The sequence below is a fragment of the Brevibacillus centrosporus genome, assembly GCF_046622605.1.
Classification (GTDB): Bacteria; Bacillota; Bacilli; order Brevibacillales; family Brevibacillaceae; genus Brevibacillus; species Brevibacillus centrosporus.
Genome location: NZ_CP176856.1, coordinates 4,272,158 through 4,291,710, shown reverse-complemented (window position 1 = coordinate 4,291,710; position 19,553 = coordinate 4,272,158). Strand labels below are relative to the sequence as shown.

Annotated in this window: 17 protein-coding genes; 16 read left to right on the top strand and 1 reads right to left on the bottom strand. The window is 51.0% G+C overall.

What is annotated here, in order from left to right:
- The first annotated feature begins 89 nt into the window (after window positions 1–89).
- From ACLIN2_RS21695 to galU, 6 genes are all read left to right on the top strand, one after another.
- Window positions 90–3,098: a DNA translocase FtsK gene (locus ACLIN2_RS21695; RefSeq protein ID WP_411502097.1), complete on the top strand. Its 3,009-nt coding sequence runs from the start codon at window positions 90–92 to the stop codon at window positions 3,096–3,098.
- A 122-nt stretch (window positions 3,099–3,220) separates the two neighbouring features.
- Complete coding sequence (locus ACLIN2_RS21690; protein ID WP_092268654.1) at window positions 3,221–3,616, top strand: hypothetical protein; 396 nt, start codon at window positions 3,221–3,223, stop codon at window positions 3,614–3,616.
- Window positions 3,617–3,771: 155 nt separating this feature from the next.
- The gene (locus ACLIN2_RS21685) at window positions 3,772–4,779 is read left to right on the top strand and encodes an LCP family protein (RefSeq protein ID WP_411502096.1); all 1,008 of its coding nucleotides are present in this window, start codon (window positions 3,772–3,774) and stop codon (window positions 4,777–4,779) included.
- A gap of 179 nt (window positions 4,780–4,958) precedes the next feature.
- Window positions 4,959–6,386 (top strand): hypothetical protein, encoded by a 1,428-nt coding sequence (locus ACLIN2_RS21680; protein WP_411502095.1) that lies wholly within the window; start codon window positions 4,959–4,961, stop codon window positions 6,384–6,386.
- 272 nt (window positions 6,387–6,658) lie between these two features.
- Window positions 6,659–8,407: a phospho-sugar mutase gene (locus tag ACLIN2_RS21675; protein WP_411502094.1), complete on the top strand. Its 1,749-nt coding sequence runs from the start codon at window positions 6,659–6,661 to the stop codon at window positions 8,405–8,407.
- A 15-nt stretch (window positions 8,408–8,422) separates the two neighbouring features.
- On the top strand, window positions 8,423–9,319 hold the full coding sequence (gene galU / locus ACLIN2_RS21670) for a UTP--glucose-1-phosphate uridylyltransferase GalU (RefSeq protein WP_411502093.1): 897 nt from the start codon (window positions 8,423–8,425) through the stop codon (window positions 9,317–9,319).
- A gap of 6 nt (window positions 9,320–9,325) precedes the next feature.
- On the opposite strand, the gene ACLIN2_RS21665 is transcribed toward galU, so the two are convergent.
- The gene (locus ACLIN2_RS21665; protein ID WP_092268663.1) at window positions 9,326–9,655 is read right to left on the bottom strand and encodes a helix-turn-helix domain-containing protein; all 330 of its coding nucleotides are present in this window, start codon (window positions 9,653–9,655) and stop codon (window positions 9,326–9,328) included.
- Between the two features lie 119 nt (window positions 9,656–9,774).
- On the opposite strand from ACLIN2_RS21665, the gene ACLIN2_RS21660 reads away from it, so the two are divergent.
- The 10 genes from ACLIN2_RS21660 (at window position 9,775) to gmd (ending at window position 19,509) form a co-directional block, all read left to right on the top strand.
- Entirely contained in the window at window positions 9,775–9,918 is a 144-nt protein-coding gene (locus ACLIN2_RS21660; RefSeq protein WP_092268665.1) for an anti-repressor SinI family protein, read from the top strand.
- 218 nt (window positions 9,919–10,136) lie between these two features.
- The gene (locus tag ACLIN2_RS21655; protein ID WP_411502092.1) at window positions 10,137–11,309 is read left to right on the top strand and encodes a glycosyltransferase family 4 protein; all 1,173 of its coding nucleotides are present in this window, start codon (window positions 10,137–10,139) and stop codon (window positions 11,307–11,309) included.
- A complete protein-coding gene (locus ACLIN2_RS21650) occupies window positions 11,309–12,100 on the top strand; it encodes a glycosyltransferase family 2 protein (protein ID WP_411502091.1) in 792 nt (263 codons plus the stop codon). The genes ACLIN2_RS21655 and ACLIN2_RS21650 overlap by 1 nt, the downstream gene beginning before the upstream one ends.
- Window positions 12,101–12,119: 19 nt before the next feature.
- The gene (locus tag ACLIN2_RS21645) at window positions 12,120–13,466 is read left to right on the top strand and encodes a UDP-glucose dehydrogenase family protein (protein ID WP_411502090.1); all 1,347 of its coding nucleotides are present in this window, start codon (window positions 12,120–12,122) and stop codon (window positions 13,464–13,466) included.
- Window positions 13,463–14,395, top strand: coding sequence for an NAD-dependent epimerase/dehydratase family protein (locus ACLIN2_RS21640; RefSeq protein ID WP_411502089.1), 933 nt, complete (start codon window positions 13,463–13,465; stop codon window positions 14,393–14,395). The genes ACLIN2_RS21645 and ACLIN2_RS21640 overlap by 4 nt, the downstream gene beginning before the upstream one ends.
- A 30-nt stretch (window positions 14,396–14,425) precedes the next feature.
- Entirely contained in the window at window positions 14,426–15,835 is a 1,410-nt protein-coding gene (locus ACLIN2_RS21635; RefSeq protein WP_411502088.1) for a sugar transferase, read from the top strand.
- A gap of 25 nt (window positions 15,836–15,860) precedes the next feature.
- Window positions 15,861–17,231, top strand: a complete 1,371-nt coding sequence (locus tag ACLIN2_RS21630; protein WP_122960635.1) for a sugar phosphate nucleotidyltransferase — start codon at window positions 15,861–15,863, stop codon at window positions 17,229–17,231.
- A gap of 15 nt (window positions 17,232–17,246) precedes the next feature.
- Window positions 17,247–17,597 (top strand): helix-turn-helix domain-containing protein, encoded by a 351-nt coding sequence (locus tag ACLIN2_RS21625; RefSeq protein WP_411502087.1) that lies wholly within the window; start codon window positions 17,247–17,249, stop codon window positions 17,595–17,597.
- 176 nt (window positions 17,598–17,773) lie between these two features.
- A complete protein-coding gene (locus ACLIN2_RS21620; protein ID WP_122960636.1) occupies window positions 17,774–18,433 on the top strand; it encodes a YveK family protein in 660 nt (219 codons plus the stop codon).
- Between the two features lie 17 nt (window positions 18,434–18,450).
- Window positions 18,451–19,509 (top strand): GDP-mannose 4,6-dehydratase, encoded by a 1,059-nt coding sequence (gmd, locus tag ACLIN2_RS21615; protein WP_400585194.1) that lies wholly within the window; start codon window positions 18,451–18,453, stop codon window positions 19,507–19,509.
- Window positions 19,510–19,553: the final 44 nt, after the last annotated feature.

Below are 19,553 nucleotides of genomic sequence, written 5' to 3'. Positions count from 1 at the left end.
GAAAAAAATCACAATCTCGCAAAATTCCAATCTGTTTCATGGTAAGATGAAAGGGAAAAGATGGTTAGCGAAAGAAAGGGCGTTGCAACATGTGGTCGTGGCTTCAAAGGCTTTTGAGCTATTTTCAGAGCGATGATGAAGAAGAACAACAACAGCGGATAGATAACGACTCTCGTCCCTCCGTTCCATCAGCTCCCCGACAGCTCCAAGCGAAAACGAAAAGCATTTATCCGAAAGAGCGTGCGAACACCCGGAGTGGGAGCGAGCTCGTTCGGGAAAGAGAACGGTATTTTCGTTTTCCGGTGGTTCCAGACGAATATCCAGAGAAAAAGCGAAAGGACAAGCAGGTAGATGGCCAAGAGGTGATGCGCGAGCGCGAGCAAAAGCTGCCTACACGTGAGCGGCAGCAAGGGCTGTCTTTGCGCGATAACCCTCCTGTTCAAAGTCCAAGCAGGAATATAGACACGGTTCGTAATCAGGAAAAGCCAAAATCCGTTCCAGCAAAACAAGCAGAACGTGCAGTCCGACATGTCGAACCGCGTCCGGAGCAGCCTCCTCGCGTTCGCCAGCCTGATGAGCCGAAGAAAGCGTACAAGCCCTCCGAGATTGTTTCCCCGGTCTATGGCAAGATCACACCTGCTACGCGTGAGGAAGAGCATCGGATCCACACGACAGCGGGGATCGTTTACCCGCGCCTCGAGCAGGAAGAGCATTTAAACCAGCTGAAGCTGTGGGATCAGCTGCAATCGGGAGCCAAGGGAACGATCGAGGAAGAGTACGCGTCCGAGCATCCTGCAGAGATGGCTGAATCGGATGTGGAGATCGAGCTGGATGAGACGGATGTTCAGGAGCTGACTGCAACCGATGAGCTGCCAAAAGCTTCGATCGAAGAAGCAGCTTCAGCAGTTGAGTGGGAAACTGCGCGTGAGGAAGTAGCAGCCAGTGCTGCAACCGAGCCAGTAGAGTCAGTAGCATCAGTAGAATGGACCACAGCAGAAAAAACAGCTGCGGAGTCTCATAGCTCTAGTATTCAAGAACAGGAGCAGGGAAACGAGACTTCTGAGACCGATGCTCCTGTTGTTCCTGAAGGCAGGGAAGAAGAGGCGCTTGCAGAGCACGAAGAGGGTGCTGTCTCCGTTTTAGAGAGTTTGGAAGCGGCCGACACGGCGATCGCGCAGATGGCGACTGAACCAGTAGATCTGATCGAACTTGAAGAAGAGGCCGTAGCAGTGCTTGAAACTGCGCAAGAAGCAGAGCAGGGGGACGACTTGGATTCAGCAGTGGAAGTGGGTATTCCTTTGCTAGAATCTGACCCTGACCAGGTCCTGGCGATCGAGCTGGAGCCAGAACCAGAACCAGAGCAATCGCCTGACAATGAAAATACGCATGAACCCGCTGATTCTGATCGTTACACGGATACCGTTGAGGGTGCCTCTGCACCTGCAGCAGCCGAAGCCGAAGCGAATATGGTTGCCAGCCGGCAGACCGATTACGCATCGGATGTGGCACGGCTGCTGGAGCGAGCAGGCATGGACGTACCAGAGGTTGGTCAGGAGGTTGCTATCTCGCAGCCGTTGAACAGCCCGCCGCTGCCAAGGCATGTGGAGACAACAGGACCAGGAACTGTCCCTGCAGCCCAGAAGGTCGCAGATGTCTCCGAGCGTGCAGGCCAGGAAGAGCAGGTGCCGTCCTATGAATTGCCTCAGCTGGATCTGCTTAATCCGGGCCAGGTACCAAGTGACGATGATGACGAGCACACACAGCTGCAAAAGCTTTTGCTGGAAGAAACGCTATCCAACTTCAACGTCAGCGCACAGGTAGTCGGTATCGTCAAAGGTCCTTCGGTGACCCGTTTTGAGCTGCAGCCCGCTCCTGGCGTCAAAGTGAATAAAATTACCGGTCTGATCGACGATATCAAGCTCAATCTAGCGGCAAAGGATATTCGTATCGAAGCACCGATCCCCGGACGCAACGCAATCGGGATTGAGGTGCCGAATCTATCGAGCCGCCCTGTCATGATCAGCACGATCATCGGCTCCGACAAGTTCCTCGAGCACAGCTCTCCGTTGGCTGTTGCATTGGGGATGGACATCGGGGGAGAGCCGATTATTGCGGATATTAAAAAAATGCCGCATGGCTTGATCGCAGGCTCTACAGGTTCAGGTAAGAGTGTGTGCATCAACTCGATCATCGTCAGCCTGCTGTACAAGGCGACGCCAGAACAGGTACGCCTGCTGCTCATTGACCCGAAAATGGTGGAGCTGGCACCGTACAACCATCTGCCGCATCTGGTAACGCCGGTCGTTACGGAGGCGAAGCAAGCGACGGCTGCTCTCAAATGGGCCGTAGAAGAGATGGAGAAGCGCTACGCTCTGTTCGTGGATGCAGGCGTCAGGGATATCGACCGTTACAATCAAACGACGGATGATCAGCTTCCTTATATTGTCATCGTCATTGATGAACTGGCCGACCTGATGATGGTCTCTCCACAGGACGTGGAGGATTGCATCATTCGGATCGCACAAAAGGCCCGCGCCTGCGGCATCCATCTCTTGCTGGCGACACAGCGGCCATCTGTAGATGTCATTACCGGAAACATCAAGGCGAATGTGCCGACGCGTTTGGCGTTTGCCGTATTTTCACAGGTCGACTCCCGGACGATTCTGGATCAGTCTGGTGCAGAACGCTTGTTGGGACGCGGAGATATGCTGTTTTTGGAGAGCGGTACGACGCCGATTCGTCTGCAAGGGAATTTCGTCTCCGATGACGAGATTGAGCGCATCACCCAAGTGATCAAAAAACAACGCAAACCTTCCTATATTTTCAGCAAGGAAGATTTGGAGCAGCAGGTTCAGTCCTTCGATGCGGGAGATGATCCGTTGTACCTGGAAGCCTTGGTGTTTGTGGCAGAGCAGGGCCAGGCGTCTGCATCCGGCTTGCAGCGCAGATTCCGAGTAGGATACAACCGGGCTGCCCGTCTGATCGAAATGATGGAAGCGGATGGATATGTAGCTGGACAAAGCGGAGGAAAGGCTCGCGCGGTGCTGATTACCCGTGAAGATGCCCAAGCGGTCGTGGAAGGCTCCACTTTGTTGTAGGACAGACAAAAGGAGAGCGGCAAAAGCTGCCTCTCCTTCTGTATAGAACGAGTTGCCTAAATATTCGAAAATATAGTATGCTACAAGATATGACATCCACTTCAGTACTTCAGGGAGGCATTATGGATCTGGTAACGAAAAAGTATCAACCGATTGATTCCGAGATGATTCTGTTCAACGAGGAGTATTATCTAAGTGTAGTCCGTGTAGACATTTCCACGCTGGCTGCATCGGATCGAGAGGCACTGTTTACCCATTTGTACGAATTCGAGAGCAACGATATCGAGCTGGAGATAGATGTTTCTGCAGAACACCAAGGAACATGGTATTTTCAACTCCTGGTTCCCCATGTTTTGACACTCCCGGATGTTGCCCGCAAACGCCTTGAGCGCGGCCGCGAGCAGCTGGAGGCGCACAGTGCGAAGCAGCCTCACAAGCCAGCGGAAGTGAAGCTGGTTGGTGATGATATTTATGAGTACGTAAAACGATATAACCCCAATCTGCAAATCGTCGGGTAAGGTAGACAGCGAGAACAGCGATCTATCACGATCGCTGTTTTTTGTACTCCCGTGTCAAAACGAGAAATGCTGACTGCGTGTAAAGGTTTGCGAAGCTTTGCCATACGCTAGTAGTAGAGGTTTTGTCCAAAGTCGGGAGTGGGAGAGACTGGCTGATGAAAAAAATCATGCGGATCGTGCTTGTTGTACTGGGAATAGGAGTAGTCGGGACTTCTGTCTATTTTTATCAGCTTTACAAAAATGTTGAGCAAACCGCGCACGCGATCTTTGAACCATTGCCCCCTGCCCCGGATGCTGGGCAGGACAAGACGAAACAGCCGCCATCAGCACCGCAGTCATCTCCTGCAGTAGGAACCGCGCAAACCATCCCCAACGCACAAAAGACACAGGAAGCAGAGGAAAACAAAGCGGTTTCCATTTTGGTGTTCGGTGTAGACAAGCGCGGGACGGACGCAGGACGCTCTGATACGATCATTTACCTGGCGAGTAATCCCACGCTTAAGCAGACGCTGATGTTCAGCATTCCGCGTGATACGCGTACGCAGATGGCCGACAGCGGAAAACAGGACAAAATCAATCATGCTTACGCCTTCGGGGGGATGTCTGCGACAGTTCGGACGGTCGAAGCCTTCCTGAATACCCCAATCGATTACTATGTCAAGGTAGATATGGAGGGCTTCCTCAACATCATCGACTCTCTCGGGGGAGTGGTCGTGGACAATGCGCACGCCTTCAGCTACGAAGGATATCGTTTTGAAAAAGGCAAAATCGCACTGGATGGAAAAAAGGCGTTGGCGTACGCCCGCATGCGCCACGATGATCCCGAAGGAGACTTTGGCCGCAACAAGCGTCAGCAGTTGATTCTGCAGCAATTGATGGGGAAATCGAAGGAAATCAGCACGGTCAACAAGCTGGATAAAGTACTGGCCGACATCGGTGCAAGCGTCAAGACGAATCTTACCTTCGATGACATGAAAAACCTGATGTTTCATTATAAAAGTGGATTGGATCAGATCAATGTGCTGCGCATCAATGGGCAGGGAGAAATGATCAACGGCATATACTATTACGCAGTGTCAAATGAGGAGCGCTCCCGCATCAAAAGCCAGATCGACCAAGTTCTGCACGGGGCAGCTGAGGCAAAAACGGCACAAAACTCGTAGCCATTCACAAAACCTTTGAAAACAGGCTGTAGCCCAAAACGACGGGCAAACAGCTTGTTTTTTTATGCTTGTACGCAGGGATTAGGGTATTGTGGAAATTTGGAATAGCCGTGGCTAAAAATCGTCTTTTGCATATCGTATAGCAGGTCCAATCTATATAGAGAAGGGAAGGTATGCGGATGAGTATATTAACTCCACAGCCATATGTAGTCTCGATTACAGATTACAAACAGTATGCGCTGAATGTCGGAACAGCAACGGAAGACTGGTCCGATGCGATCCAGAGAGCTGTTAACGACGTGGCGCAAAAAGCAAAAAACAGCGCGAACAACTTTGAGTCCAATATTCAAGGGGTCGTAACGTTCCCCATACAGCGGTTTAAAATCCGAAAGCCGATTCTGCTGCCGCCACAGGGAATCGTCCTCGAAGGAACGTCCATTTCCTCGGTTGTTCTAGACGATATTTATACAGGTAAATTCACGTTTGTCCCCTGTACGATCATCGAAAAAACAACAAACACGACGATCGGTGCCAGAACCCGAAAAGCGCGGGGAGGTGCAGTCACAGACGATTACAACGTCGATGCCTTCTTTCTCATTGACCACAGTGACAACTCCACGAACTACAATTCCTCCATTCAATTCCTAACGCTTTATTCCACTGCCCCCAAGCAAGTACGCTACGGTATTTACGGACCCCGCACTACCCACGCCACCTTCAGCAACATCCAAACCTATTATTGTGACTACGGCTTTTTCACCTTTGACTCCTGGATGACGAGCATCAACAAGTTTTTTGCCAGGGACTGTGTCTCCGCCCTATGCTGGCAGGACGATGGAACAAACAACGGAACGGGTACAAGCTTGAACGCAACCAATGTCTGGGCAAATACGGCGCAAGTAGGCTTTGATATCACCCTGCTCAACTACTCCACCTTTACCAGCTGCGGCGTCGACCACGTCAAGACAGGGACAGCACGCGCCTATACCTTTAAAAAATGCAACGGAATTACCATCAATGGATGTGGAGCAGAGGATATCAAAGGAGACGTGTTTTATTTTGAAAACACGAGCGCGGTCGTAAATGGATTCTATGGCTATCTGATTTATGGCGCTGCCACAACACGTGGGACGTCATCGATGATTTACGTGAACAACAATTCCAACGTGGTGATGAATAGCTGCCGCTTCCCCAACTATCAAACCACCGATTTGTCGACAACGAACAACTTTAATCACATTGTGCAAAATGGATCGGAGGCCATGTTCAATTTATGCCAGCTTCCGACAAACGGCAACAGCTACGTGTCCTATAGCAACAACAGCACAGGCATATACGTGAACGAGGCAGGGACGACGACCTGTATCAACGTGAATGGCGTGATTTACAAAGGGACGATGGCAAACGGTTTGCGGCGGATGCAGGGTACGGCTATGCCGACTACAGGCAAATGGACAGCGGGCGATATAATCGAAAACACAGCTCCCGTCGTCAGAGGAAATGCGGGCAGTAGGTACATTGTTACAGGATGGTGTAGACTGACTACAGGAGCCAGTAACGTGCTGAACACGGACTGGGTGCAGATGATCAGCTATACAGGCTCATAAGACTGTTCGGAAGAGAGGCACCTCGATGAAACATTCGGGGTGCTTTTCTGTCCGTAACGACTGCGGAAAGGGGGAGGAATATAGCGAAAAAAAGACTATTGACAAATCGACACTTTGCTCAGAATTCGCTATTTCTTTTGTTCAAACGACAAATTAAGTCTATTGTCATTCAAATAGGCGTATTGTAGTATAAGCCTATCCGCCGAACCTCCCAGTGTAGATCGTGCGCAGGATGAGGAGTCGGGACGAACTGATTACTAGGGGTGACTTTCATGCTAGATTCCAACAAGGCATCAAATCCTAGTCCTGGTGCCATGGAAGTGTTCACTCGCTGGCTTTCACACAGGGAGATGCCGACAGATCTTTATGAGGAACTGCAACAGATCGGTACAAATAAGGAAGAGATTGAGGAACGTTTCTATAAACAGCTGGAATTTGGAACGGGAGGCATGAGAGGGATCATCGGTGCCGGCACCAACCGTCTTAATGTCTATACGGTCCGAAGAGCAGCACAAGGAATTGCCACCTACCTTCAACAGAAGGGGGAAGCTGCAGCGAAGCAAGGTATTGCGATCGCTTATGACTCCAGGAAATATTCAGAAGAGTTTGCTGGACAGATGGCATCTCTTTTTGCACATTCAGGAATCAAGGTGTATCTGTTTCATGAGTTGGTCCCTACTCCACTGCTCTCCTTTGCGATTCGCCATCTCCATGCCTCCGCAGGTATCGTCATTACAGCCAGCCACAATCCACCCGAATACAATGGAATCAAAGTCTATAACCAACTGGGCGGGCAAATCACCGAACAGGATGCCCAAGATATTTACGATGAAATCCAAGCAAGCGGGGATCCCCTGGAGATTCCGCAGCCACCAGTCACGCCAGGGGATCAGCAGATCGTCATGATCGGCAGCGAAGTCGTAGAGGCATACAACCGGCAAGTCGAACAGCTGCTGCGTCAGCGTCCGTTGATACAGGAGAAGGGCAGCAGCCTGAGCATCGTATATACCCCGCTTCACGGAACAGGAAGAAAGCTGATCCCTGAGCTGCTGAAACGAGTAGGCTTCACTCGCGTCCATGTCGTCGAAGAGCAAGCGACTGCCGACTCTCGTTTTCCTACTGTAAAAGCACCGAATCCTGAAGAGCGGGAAGCGTTTGATCTAGCCTTGATGCTGGCGGCAAACACACAGGCCGATTTGATTATGGCGACAGACCCTGACGCAGATCGGTTAGGGGTGCTGGTAAAAACCGACTCGGCATATGAGATGGTGAACGGCAATCAGCTAGGTGCACTGCTGCTGCATTATTTGCTCCAACAGGCAGGGCCCTATACAGACGGACTGATGCTGAAAACCATCGTCACCTCGGACTTGGGAGAGAGAATTGCAGAGAGACACGGGGTAAAGACCATCAATACCCTGACAGGCTTCAAGTACATAGGCGAAAAAATCGAAGAATGCTGCACAGAAGGATCGCATACCTTTGTCTTTGGATATGAAGAGAGCTACGGCTATTTGGCGGGAGACTTCGTTCGCGATAAAGACGCGGTACAAATCGTTGTACTCGTAGCAGAAATGGCCCTTTACTACCAACAGCAAGGGAAAAACCTGTTTCAAATCTTGGAGGATATGTATCAAACGTATGGCTACTACCGTGAAGAGCTGGTGTCGCTCACCCTTTCAGGAAGAGAAGGGCGCGAGCGGATGGAGGAATGCTTGTCCAGCTTGCGATCGAACCCTCCGAAGCAGCTGGCGGGGTATGTGGTCGAAACGGTGGAGGATTACGAGCGTCAAATAAAAACGAGAGTAGAGACAGGGCAGGGGGAATCGTTGGATTTGCCAAAATCCAACGTAATCAAATTCATTCTAGCAGACAAATCGTGGGTGGCGGTACGGCCGTCGGGTACGGAACCGAAAATGAAGGTTTACCTCAGCACGAATGCTCCGACCAGCGATGAGGACGCGAGAGAGAAGATGGCAGCGCTGCGAGGAGCTTTATCCGAGTTGATCCGGTTACCCTAGGAGGTAGGAGTGAGCGTGGCACAAGTGAAAATCAAAAAGGCCATTATCCCGGCTGCTGGTTTGGGCACTCGATTTTTGCCAGCAACCAAAGCGATGCCAAAGGAAATGCTGCCAATCGTAGATAAGCCGACCATACAGTACATTGTAGAAGAAGCGGTAGAAGCCGGGATCGAGGATATCATCATCGTGACAGGAAAAGGGAAACGGGCCATCGAGGATCACTTCGACTCCGCCTTCGAGCTGGAATGGAATCTGCTGGAAAAGCAGAAGCTGGATTTGCTGGATCGGGTGCGTCACTCAGCTAAAATGGCGAATATCCATTATATTCGCCAGAGAGAACCACTCGGGCTGGGACATGCCATTTGGTGCGCCAGGAAGTTTATCGGGCAGGAGCCGTTTGCTGTTTTGCTGGGGGATGATATCGTTCGCTCGGATATCCCCTGCATCAAGCAGTTGACGGATCTATACGAGCATACACAGTGCTCAGTGATTGGCGTGCAAGAGGTGCCGGAGGACCAGATTTCCAGGTACGGAGTAATTGATCCTCTCACAGCAGAGGGAGGTATGTACCAGGTTCGGGCATTTGTCGAAAAACCGCAAAGAGGAACAGCGCCATCGAACCTGGCGATCATGGGACGGTATGTCTTGAGTCCGGAAATATTCGATATTTTGGAACGCCAAGAAACCGGAGCGGGTGGAGAAATCCAGCTGACGGACGCCATTCAACGCCTCAACGAAGTGCAGGCTGTCTTTGCTTATCGGTTTGAGGGAGTTCGGTATGATGTTGGTGATAAGCTGGGCTTTATCACGACGACGATTGAATTTGCGCTGAGAAACGATGAGTTGCGAACACCGTTGTTGCACTATTTGGAAAATTGGGCGCAAGGAGTGTCGGTTACACAAAAAAGCTAAACCACGTTACTCCTTGTTTTGTGACAGCTTCCACTTTTGAAATTCCAAAAAGCCGCGGAACTCTTCTTTGCTGACCCCAGACTTCATCGCTTCTAACACCAATTGGTTCCACTCTTGATCTAAATCTTGTTCGGCAGCAGGATCTTTCTCGATTAGCGTATTCATAGGAACATCGAGCACTTGGGCAATCTTTTCAATGAATTGCAGTGAAGGATTGGATTGAATGTCTCGCTCAATGGAGCTGAGATAAGATTTTGCAACTCCCGCACGTTCAGCCAGTTGCGATAGGGAAATCCCCTTTTCTTTTCGCAGGTTCTTGATACGTGTTCCAATCATCGAAAGAATCATCCTTTTTCTTTGCTGATTCACTCATTATAGCAGGAAACAAGCCTTTTGCCTAATAGTGAAAAACCGTTGGCTGCCGATGAAAGTAAGGCTGGAGAGGGGGAAGTACCATGTACGCACAAGAGATTGGCACCAAGGAGAGGGATCGTGAGTGGGAGGAATTGATTTTGGAAGCCAAGAACATGGGAATCACGCTGGATGAAGTCCGCGAATTTTTGCTGATGGCGTCGCGTGGAACTCTCCGTTCCATGTAAGCAGTTTGGAGCAAAAGCGTTATAAAGAACAGTTACAATCAATTTGTTCTTTTTTAAGAACAATAGTGATAAATCGAGATAAACAGATGAAAACGGCTAATTTGGCTGAAAACGGCTAATTTGGCCGTTTTTGTTTTGCTTATAGGCAGAATATACTAGGACATATCGTTCCTTATAAAGAACGAAAACCGATCAGGAAGGATGAACGTGGAGACAGAATGGGAGCTGCAAAGAAGGTATGCATCTATGCACCCGTGCACATTCACACGGATGTCAGGGTGTATCAAAAGGAAGCAAAAGCCCTCGCCGCTGCTGGGTATGAGGTCGTACTCCTGGCAAGAAAAGGTGCGGATGAGACGAGGGAGCGGGTACAAGGTCACCTCCGTGTAGAAGGGGTCCCGCGGTACAAGAATCGATTGCAGCGATTTCTGATGCAGCCGCTGATGCTGGCAAAAATCTTGCGAACGCGAGCAGCGATCATCCACCTGCACAATCCGGATACACTGCTTCTGGGATTTTTCCTGAAGCTGATGGGGAAAACGGTCATCTACGATACGCATGAAGATTTCACGCAGCGAATTCTGATGCGCGAATGGATTCCAGGGCGATTGCGCCAATTCATGGCCAAGACTGTTGGACAGCTGGAAGCGTGGGCAGGGAGATGTTTCGATGGGGCCATCGCGACTCAGCCGGATGTTGCTGCTCGGTTGGGGAAAAAGGGCGTCGTGATCGAAAACGCTCCGATCGCAAGTGGTGAGCTGATCGACTGTGCCTACGCACATAGCCGTTTGATCGCAAAGCCAGCAGAGTTTCGCGTGATCTACGTGGGGACGATCGGACGGACACGCGGGTTGCTGCAAATGGTCGATGCGCTGGAATATGTGAATCAGCTGTTTCCTGTGCGGATGTGGCTGATTGGTCCGGTGCATGATCAGGCAGGCTGGAAGGAAGCGATGGCAAAGCCAGGCTGGAAGCATGTCGACTATCGGGGAGTACTGCCCCAGGTAGAGGCTTTTGCCTATATGATCCAAGCGGATGCAGGATTGATCACGATTCAAAACATAGGCGACCACGCCAAAACAAGTCCGAACAAAATTTATGAATATCAAAGGTTTGGAATCCCGTTCATCGCCAGCGATTTTGCCGTGTGGAGAGAAAAAGTGGGACATGTTGGCTCCGGCGTATTCGTGAGAGAAACGGATGCTTTGGAAATCGCACAGGCGATCGTGTTTCTGCACGACTTGCCCGCGCTGGCGCAGGAGATGGGACAAAAAGGGATGGCTTACACGATAAACGAGTACAACTGGGAGCGGGAATCGGAAAAGCTGATCAGGCTGTACCAGACGCTAACAAATACGGATCAATCGTTGGTGAGAGGAGTAGCACAATGATGAGTTCTTCTGTCAGAGCGAGTCAGGATATACAGACGCAGCCGTTGGTATCCGTCATTACGCCTACTTACAACGCAGCCAAATTCATTAAAGCGACCATCGACTCAGTGAAAGGGCAGACGTACCCCCATTGGGAGATGATTCTCATCGACGACGCCTCCAGTGACAATACGATAGCCGTCATCCAAGATGAGCTGAACGACCCGCGCATTCGCCTGATTGCCCTCGAGCAGAACGGAGGAGCGGCGGTTGCCCGAAATACAGGGATATCTTCCGCCAATGGGAAGTATCTGGCTTTTTTGGACAGCGATGATTTGTGGCTGCCGCAAAAGCTGGCGACGCAGGTAGCCTTCATGCAGGAGCGCGACATCGCCTTCTCGTTTACCCAGTATCGCATCATTGCGGAAAATGGCACGGAGACGGGAGTAGCTGTACCAATACCGGAGCAAATCGATTATCAGGGACTCTTGAAGAACACCATCATCGGGTGCCTGACGGTCATGCTCGATCGTGAAAAGCTGGGGACGGTCCAGATGCCGAACATTCGGACTCGTCAAGATACAGCGATGTGGCTGCAAATCCTCAAGCAAGGGCAGATCGCGTACGGTATTTCAGAGGAGCTGTCCTTGTATCGCAAGGTAGGCGGCTCGATCTCCAGCAACAAATGGAAAGCAGCCCGGCATACCTGGAGGCTGTACCGGGATATCGAAAAGCTGGGTCTGGTGCACGCAGCGTGGTGCTTCCTGCACTACGGCTGGAATGCATGGAAAAAAAGTGTGGGATGGACATAACGGGAGAGGGTAGGAAGCCATGAGGATTGCCATCGTCGGAACAGGATATGTAGGACTCGTTACAGGTGTTTGCTTGGCAAAGATCGGCCACCAGGTGACATGTGTGGATGTGGACGAGGATAAAATCGCACAGCTATCGTCGGGGGAGGTTCCCTTTTACGAGCCTGGTCTGGGAGAGATGCTGGATCAGCAGAGAAAGGAAAAAAGGATTGCTTTTACAGTCAATCCAGGGGCAGCGTTTGCGAATGCGGAGGCAATTTTCATAGCAGTGGGCACGCCGCAGGGGATCGATGGCATGCCAGATCTGCAGGCGTTGATTACCGTAGCCCAAACGATCGGACGCAATGTGCAGCATGATGTGATTGTCGTCATTAAAAGCACGGTACCGATTGGGACGAACACATTTCTGTCCCAAATCATCGCAGAGCACCTCGCACATCCTGTATCTGTACGGGTAGCCTCCAATCCGGAGTTTTTGCGGGAAGGGTCAGCGGTCTACGACACCTTCCACGGAGACAGGATCGTGATCGGCACCGACGATGCAGAAGTGGCAGAAGTGCTTGCCGCGATGTATGAGCCTTTGCACATCCCCATTTTGCACACGGACATTCGCAGCGCAGAGATGATCAAGTATGCGTCCAACGCCTTTCTGGCAACGAAGATCAGCTTTATCAACGAGATCGCCAACCTATGCGAGAGCCTGGGAGCGACGATCGAGGATGTGGCGCGGGGAATGGGCATGGATCAACGAATCGGGGAAAAGTTCCTGCGCGCTGGGATCGGCTATGGGGGTTCCTGCTTTCCCAAGGATGTCAAAGCGCTTTTGGGCATGGCAGAGCTGTCAGGAGATCAGCTCCAAATTCTGCAGGCTGTGGAGCGCGTGAACCGCAAGCAGCAGATGAGGCTGGTCGAGAAGGCATTCAGTCGATTCGGGGATTTGCGCGGAAAGAGAATGGCGCTGCTGGGGCTCTCATTTAAGCCGGACACCGATGACATGAGAGAGGCGCCGTCTTTAGGGATTGCAGCCGCTTTGCTGGAGTACGGAGCGCAGGTCGTCGGGTACGATCCCGTAAGCATGAACAATGCTCGAACCTACCTTCCTGCTCAAGTGGAGCTGTTCGAAAGTGCCGAACAGGCACTGGCAGGCGCAGACGCTGCTTTTGTCTTGACGGAATGGCAAGAGTTTACCCTTCCCGCTTTTGTTCCCAAGCTGCGAGCGATGCGAGAAGCCATAGTTTTCGATGGAAGGAATTGCTTGCACGATTCTGTTTTGGAAGACGACGCAGTGGAATATCATCCGATCGGCAGACAGCTAGGCAAAAAGCTGGTAACGACAAGTTTCCATGAAAAAGGGAGAGAGCGATGAAAGTACTCGTGACGGGCGGAGCCGGTTTTATTGGATCACACATTGTGGATCAACTCATCGCGAATCAATATCAGGTTGTCATTGTAGACAATCTATCGACGGGCAAAAGCGAGCAGGTTCACCCGTTGGCGAAGTTCTATCGGTGCGATATTACCAGTCACGAGCTGCAGTCCGTGTTTGCCACGGAAAAGCCGGATATCGTCATCCACCAGGCTGCCCAAATCGACGTCCGACATTCGATGGTGGCACCGCTTCACGATGCTAGCGTCAATATTTTCGGTACCCTCCGAGTATTGGAGTGCGCCGTTTTACATCAAGTGAAAAAGTTCATTTACGCATCCTCAGCAGCCGTTTATGGCATCCCACACACTCCCCTCATTGAAGAAACACACCAGACCCGACCACTTTCCTGCTACGGCATATCCAAATACACGCCGGAGCAATACATCCGAGTAACCTCCGATCAATATGGACTGGATTATACGATCCTGCGCTACGCCAACGTCTACGGGGAGCGGCAGGAATTGACAGGAGAAGGCGGAGTCATTCCGAGCTTTATCCAGAACATGCTGCAAAGCTTGCCGCCAAAGGTATTCGGTGACGGGTGGCAGACGCGAGATTTTATCCATGTGGAGGACGTAGCAGCTGCCAATGTGGCCGCCCTGCAATACGGAGCCAGAGAAGTACTCAATGTCTCCACGAGTCACGCACTGAGCATCAATGATCTGGTTACGCTTTTAAACGAAATGCTGTCGCTCGCAATCGAGCCCATCTACCTGCCAGCGAGAGAAGGGGACATTCGGCACAGTTGTCTGAGCAACGAAAAGACCCGTGAACTGCTGAAATGGGAACCGCAAGTGACCTTGCACCGAGGACTGCACCAAACGATTCAATACGTTCGAAACAGAATGTCCATCGCATATGGCTGATGATCCTTTTGAAAATGGCAGGAGGAACCTATGAGGGGCAACACCTTGAAGCTTCGTCTGTTTCTGTTGGCAATGCTCGATGCTGGACTCTTGAACGCGTGCTATGTGATTGCGTTTTTATCCCGTTTTTCGTTTGATGTGCCGCTGCGCAATGTCAAACCGTATCTAGCCCTGTTTCCGTGGATTTCGCTGTTTTGTCTGATCGCGTTTTACATGTTCGACCTGTACTCCGACTGGAAGCGTAAAAGCTTGCATCATCTGCTGTACACCATCTTTTTGTCTGTCCTGCTCGTGATGGTCCTGACCATGTCCATGACGTATATGGGCAAAGGCTTTTCGTTCCCGCGCAGCGTGATTTTGTTTGCGACGTTTTTGCAATTTTTCGTTCTCGGATTCAGCCGTTATTTGATCTGGCAGCTAGCGCGGAAGAAGCACGGGAGCAAGAAAGTATTGATCGTAGGTGACAGCCTCGATAGCGGTGTGTCTTTGGCAGAAAAGTGCATGAACCATTCCAAAGGCTGGTTCATCATTCACGGCTTCCTTCCTGCCCACAGCAGAAGGCTCTTACATAAGAAAATGGCGGAAGTGGACGTCGTCTTGCTCGGTCCTGACTTGAACCGGGAGGACAAGGCAGAAATCATCAGCTTATGTATCAAGCACGAAAAAGAGGTGCTGGCTGTACCGGAAATGGTCGAGCTGCTCGCTATCGAGTCCGAGCTGCAGCAAATTGATGATCTCCTGGTGCTGTCCATCCAGCCTCCACGCTTCGTCCCGAGAAAGCTATTGGTCAAGCGATGCTTTGATTTACTGGTGTCCGGCTTCCTGATTCTGCTTCTGGTGCCAGTCATGCTGCTCTTGTACGTATTGATCAAGCTCACCTCTCCAGGTCCGGCGATTTTCAAGCAGGAGCGGCTGGGAGAGGGCGGGCGGTCCTACCTCATCTACAAATTCCGCAGCATGGTGGTGGATGCGGAGAAATCGACGGGACCGGTTCTGGCAGCTGCAAAGGATCCACGTATCACACCGATCGGAAGGTTTATGCGCTCCACTCGTTTGGACGAAATCCCCCAGCTGTTCAATGTGTTAAAAGGCGAAATGAGTCTGGTAGGGCCAAGACCGGAGCGCCCCTTTTTCATCCAGCAGTTTCAGGAGAGCATCCCGGACTACGCGTATCGCTTGTCAGTCAAACCGGGAATCACCGGGCTGGCACAAATATTGGCCAATTACAGCACAAAGGTGGAAGACAAACTTCGCTTCGATATTTTGTACGTCAAAACGTATTCGTTCGTTCTCGATATCAAGATTTTGCTCCAGACCATCCGGGTTGTTCTACAGCGGGAGCAAGCGGCTGGCGTTGCCTATGAAAACGATGAGAACAAGAAAAAGCTGCTGCGGCTATTCGGCTATTACGACATGGCGAATACCGCCAATAGCGAGTAATAACAGATGAACGGGGGAAATGTCAGTGAAGCTGATTTTGCTGTCAGGCGGTTCGGGAAAAAGATTGTGGCCACTGTCCAATGATGCCAGATCCAAGCAGTTTCTTCGCTTGCTCCAAAACGAACAGGGGGACATGGAATCGATGATCCAGCGCATCTGGAAGCAGCTGGGAGCCGTTCATCTGCAGGAGGATTCCATCATTTCGACCAGCAGCACACAGGTCGATATCATCCAAAATCAGATCGGCTGCGATGTAGAGCTGCTGGTGGAGCCGCATCGTCGGGACACCTTTCCAGCGATTGCGCTGGCGGCTGTCTACCTGTATTCGATGAAGGAAATCAGCATGAACGAAGTGTGTGTCGTCATGCCCGTAGATGCCTATGTCGACGATGCTTTCTTCGAGAAGCTGAAACAGCTGGAGCACGTCCTTGGCGACTCCGAGGCACAGCTCGCCCTGGTAGGGGTAAAACCGACATATCCTTCTGAAAAGTACGGCTATATCGTGCCTCACCCTCGCCATGACAGCATGCCGTACTATCAGGTAAACCACTTTACCGAGAAGCCTTCCAAAGACGTGGCCGAAAAGCTGATCGAGCAGCAAGCGCTTTGGAACTGCGGTGTATTTGCCTTCCGCCTGGAGACGATGATCACCAGCCTGATTGACAAAGGGATTCCGATTCATTTTGAGGAGCTGCTGAGGCAGTATCACGGACTCTCATCGATCAGCTTTGACTACGAGGTAGTAGAAAAAACAAGCCGTATTGCCGTTTTGCCATACGAAGGAAGCTGGAGCGATCTCGGCACGTGGAATACGCTGACCGATCAGATGAAGGAGCGTCAGGTAGGAAAAGGTCTCGTGGATGAAACCTGCCGATCTACGCACCTCGTCAATGAGCTGGATATCCCCGTGGTCGTGATGGGCTTGTCCAACGCGATCGTAGCGGCTAGTCCGGACGGCATCCTGATCGCCGAGAAAACGGTCAGCCATCATGTGAAGGAAATCGTCAAAGACATCGCTACCCGTCCGATGTTTGAGGAGCGCCGCTGGGGCTGGTACAGGGTGCTCGACCACGACAAGTCGGTGGACGGACGGGAAGTATTGACCAAACGGATTGGCGTTTCAGCAGGAAAAAACTTGAGCTATCAGCTTCATTACATGCGCAGCGAGGTGTGGACGATCATCCGGGGCGAAGGGGTATTTTGCCTGGACGATAAAATATTCCACGTTCAGGCGGGCGATGTCCTGACGATTCCGGTTGAGACGAAGCATGCGATCAAAGCGATTACGGATCTCGAATTTATCGAGGTGCAAACCGGAGTGTCCCTGGTAGAGGAGGATATCATCCGCATTTATATGACCTGGGAAGAGATTGAAAAAAACTGTGCGTGGGTATGAAGGGAGCGCTAGTCATTGCTTGGGAAATGTATACAGGAGCTGCGAATACAAAAAGGGCTGTCCATGTCTGAGCTGGCAGAGCGATCGGGAGTCACCAAGTCGTATTTGAACTCTTTGGAGAGAGGGATCAAGACAAATCCCTCCATTCAAATCCTGGAGAAAATTGCGCTGGTGCTGGAAATGGAATTGGGCAGTCTCGTTCGCTATGTGCATGATCGCCAAAAAGGAAACGTTCCTTGTGATCCGGAATGGGCAGCACTGATCGGAGAACTGCAAAGCTCGGGAATCAGCAAAGAGCTGGTGAAATCGTGGAAGGACGCGTGGACGCAAAAGCAAGGGAGTCAGACAAAAAAGTATTCTTCATAAAGAACGACAATATGGGAAACGAACAGAGCGAAAATGATGTCGGAAAAAGGGGTAACACTCCGATTTTTGCTTGATTTTTGCATGGATATGATTGTTTCTTTTTTATGGACTATAAGTTACACTAAAAGAAATCGTTCTATAAAAAGAACGTTCATATTGGGAGTCCAGGAGGGCATATGAAAGTACGTGAGCTGTTTGACATGATCTGGCGACGACTCTGGATTGTCATTGTTTTCACCACGGTAGTCACGTCAGCCGTCGGTATTTACAGCTACTATTACATCACTCCGGTATACGGAGCATCCGTAGAGTTGCTGGTGATGCCGAATTCTGCCGAGGAAGCCGAGCTGGCAAGGGAAATCGATTTCAACGATATTCAAACGAGCATCAAGCTGATGGACACCTATCAAGTCATGATTAAAAGTCCGAGGGTGCTCGAGAAGGCGATGATCGCTATGAAGCTGCGACTGTCTACAACGGAGCTCGATAGCAAAATAGAGGTTAAGCCCGTGAAATCTTCTCAGGTGATTGAAATTACGGTTCGAGACCCGTCGCCAGTAACCGCAGTGGAAGTCGCCAATACCTTGTCCCGAATTTCAGTCGAAGAGATTAAAGAAATCATGAAGATCGACAACATTCAGGTGATTTCCGAAGCAAAGGTTTCGGATAATCCCTATCCCGTTTACCCCAGACCGATTTTGAACATCGCCATGGCGTTTGTCGTCGGATTCTTCCTGTCGATCGCTTTGGTACTCGTATACGACTCTTATGCTATTTACCGAAAATCAAGGGTTTTGCAAAAGCAGCGGATGATGAGTAAGTCCGCTCTCGGATAAAGGAGAGGTCCAAGCAGATGAAAAAAGTAGCGCTCATTACAGGGGTCACAGGTCAAGACGGAGCCTATCTGGCGGAGTTTCTGCTGGAACAAGGATACGAGGTGCACGGTGTCAAACGCAGAGCGTCCTCGTTCAACACAGATCGGATTGACCACCTTTATCAAGACAGGCATGACGCCAGCAGCCGATTCTTTCTCCATTACGGCGACCTGACCGACTCGACGAATCTCATCCGCATCATCCAGGAAGTGCAGCCCGACGAGATCTACAACCTGGCCGCGCAAAGCCATGTCAAGGTGTCGTTTGAAACACCGGAATATACGGCAAACGCAGATGGAATCGGGACACTTCGCCTGCTGGAGGCCATCCGGATATTGGGTCTCGCAGGAAAAACCAAATTTTATCAAGCTTCTACGAGTGAGCTCTACGGACTGGTTCAGGAAGTTCCTCAGCGCGAGACTACGCCTTTTTATCCACGAAGCCCTTATGCGGCTGCGAAGCTCTACGCTTACTGGATCACAGTAAACTACCGGGAGGCCTACCAGATGTTTGCCTGCAACGGCATTCTGTTCAATCACGAATCCCCGCTGCGTGGAGAAACATTTGTCACCCGCAAGATCACACGTGCGGCGGCGAGGATCCGCCTCGGCTTGCAGGAGCGGCTGTACCTCGGCAATCTCGATGCCAAACGGGATTGGGGCTACGCGAAAGATTACGTCAAGGCGATGTGGCTGATGCTTCAGCAAGAAGCTCCGGACGATTTTGTTATCGCCACAGGAGAAACGCACTCTGTACGGGAGTTTGTCGAGCTTGCCTTTCGGGAATGCGGCATTGAGCTGGTGTGGCAGGGGCACGGCGTGGAGGAAGTGGGAATACATGCACAGACCGGTAAAGTCATCGTCCAAGTAGACCCGCAGTATTTCCGACCTACGGAAGTGGATCTTCTCCTGGGTGATCCACGAAAGGCAAAGGCAGTCCTGGGCTGGCAGCCGGAATGCACATTTGATGAGCTGGTTCAAAGCATGGTGCGAGCGGATCTGGCAGAAGCAAACAAAGAGATCCTCTTAACTCTATGATACAGAAATGCCGTGTTTTTGCCCTTTCTCTAGTAAACCTCGTA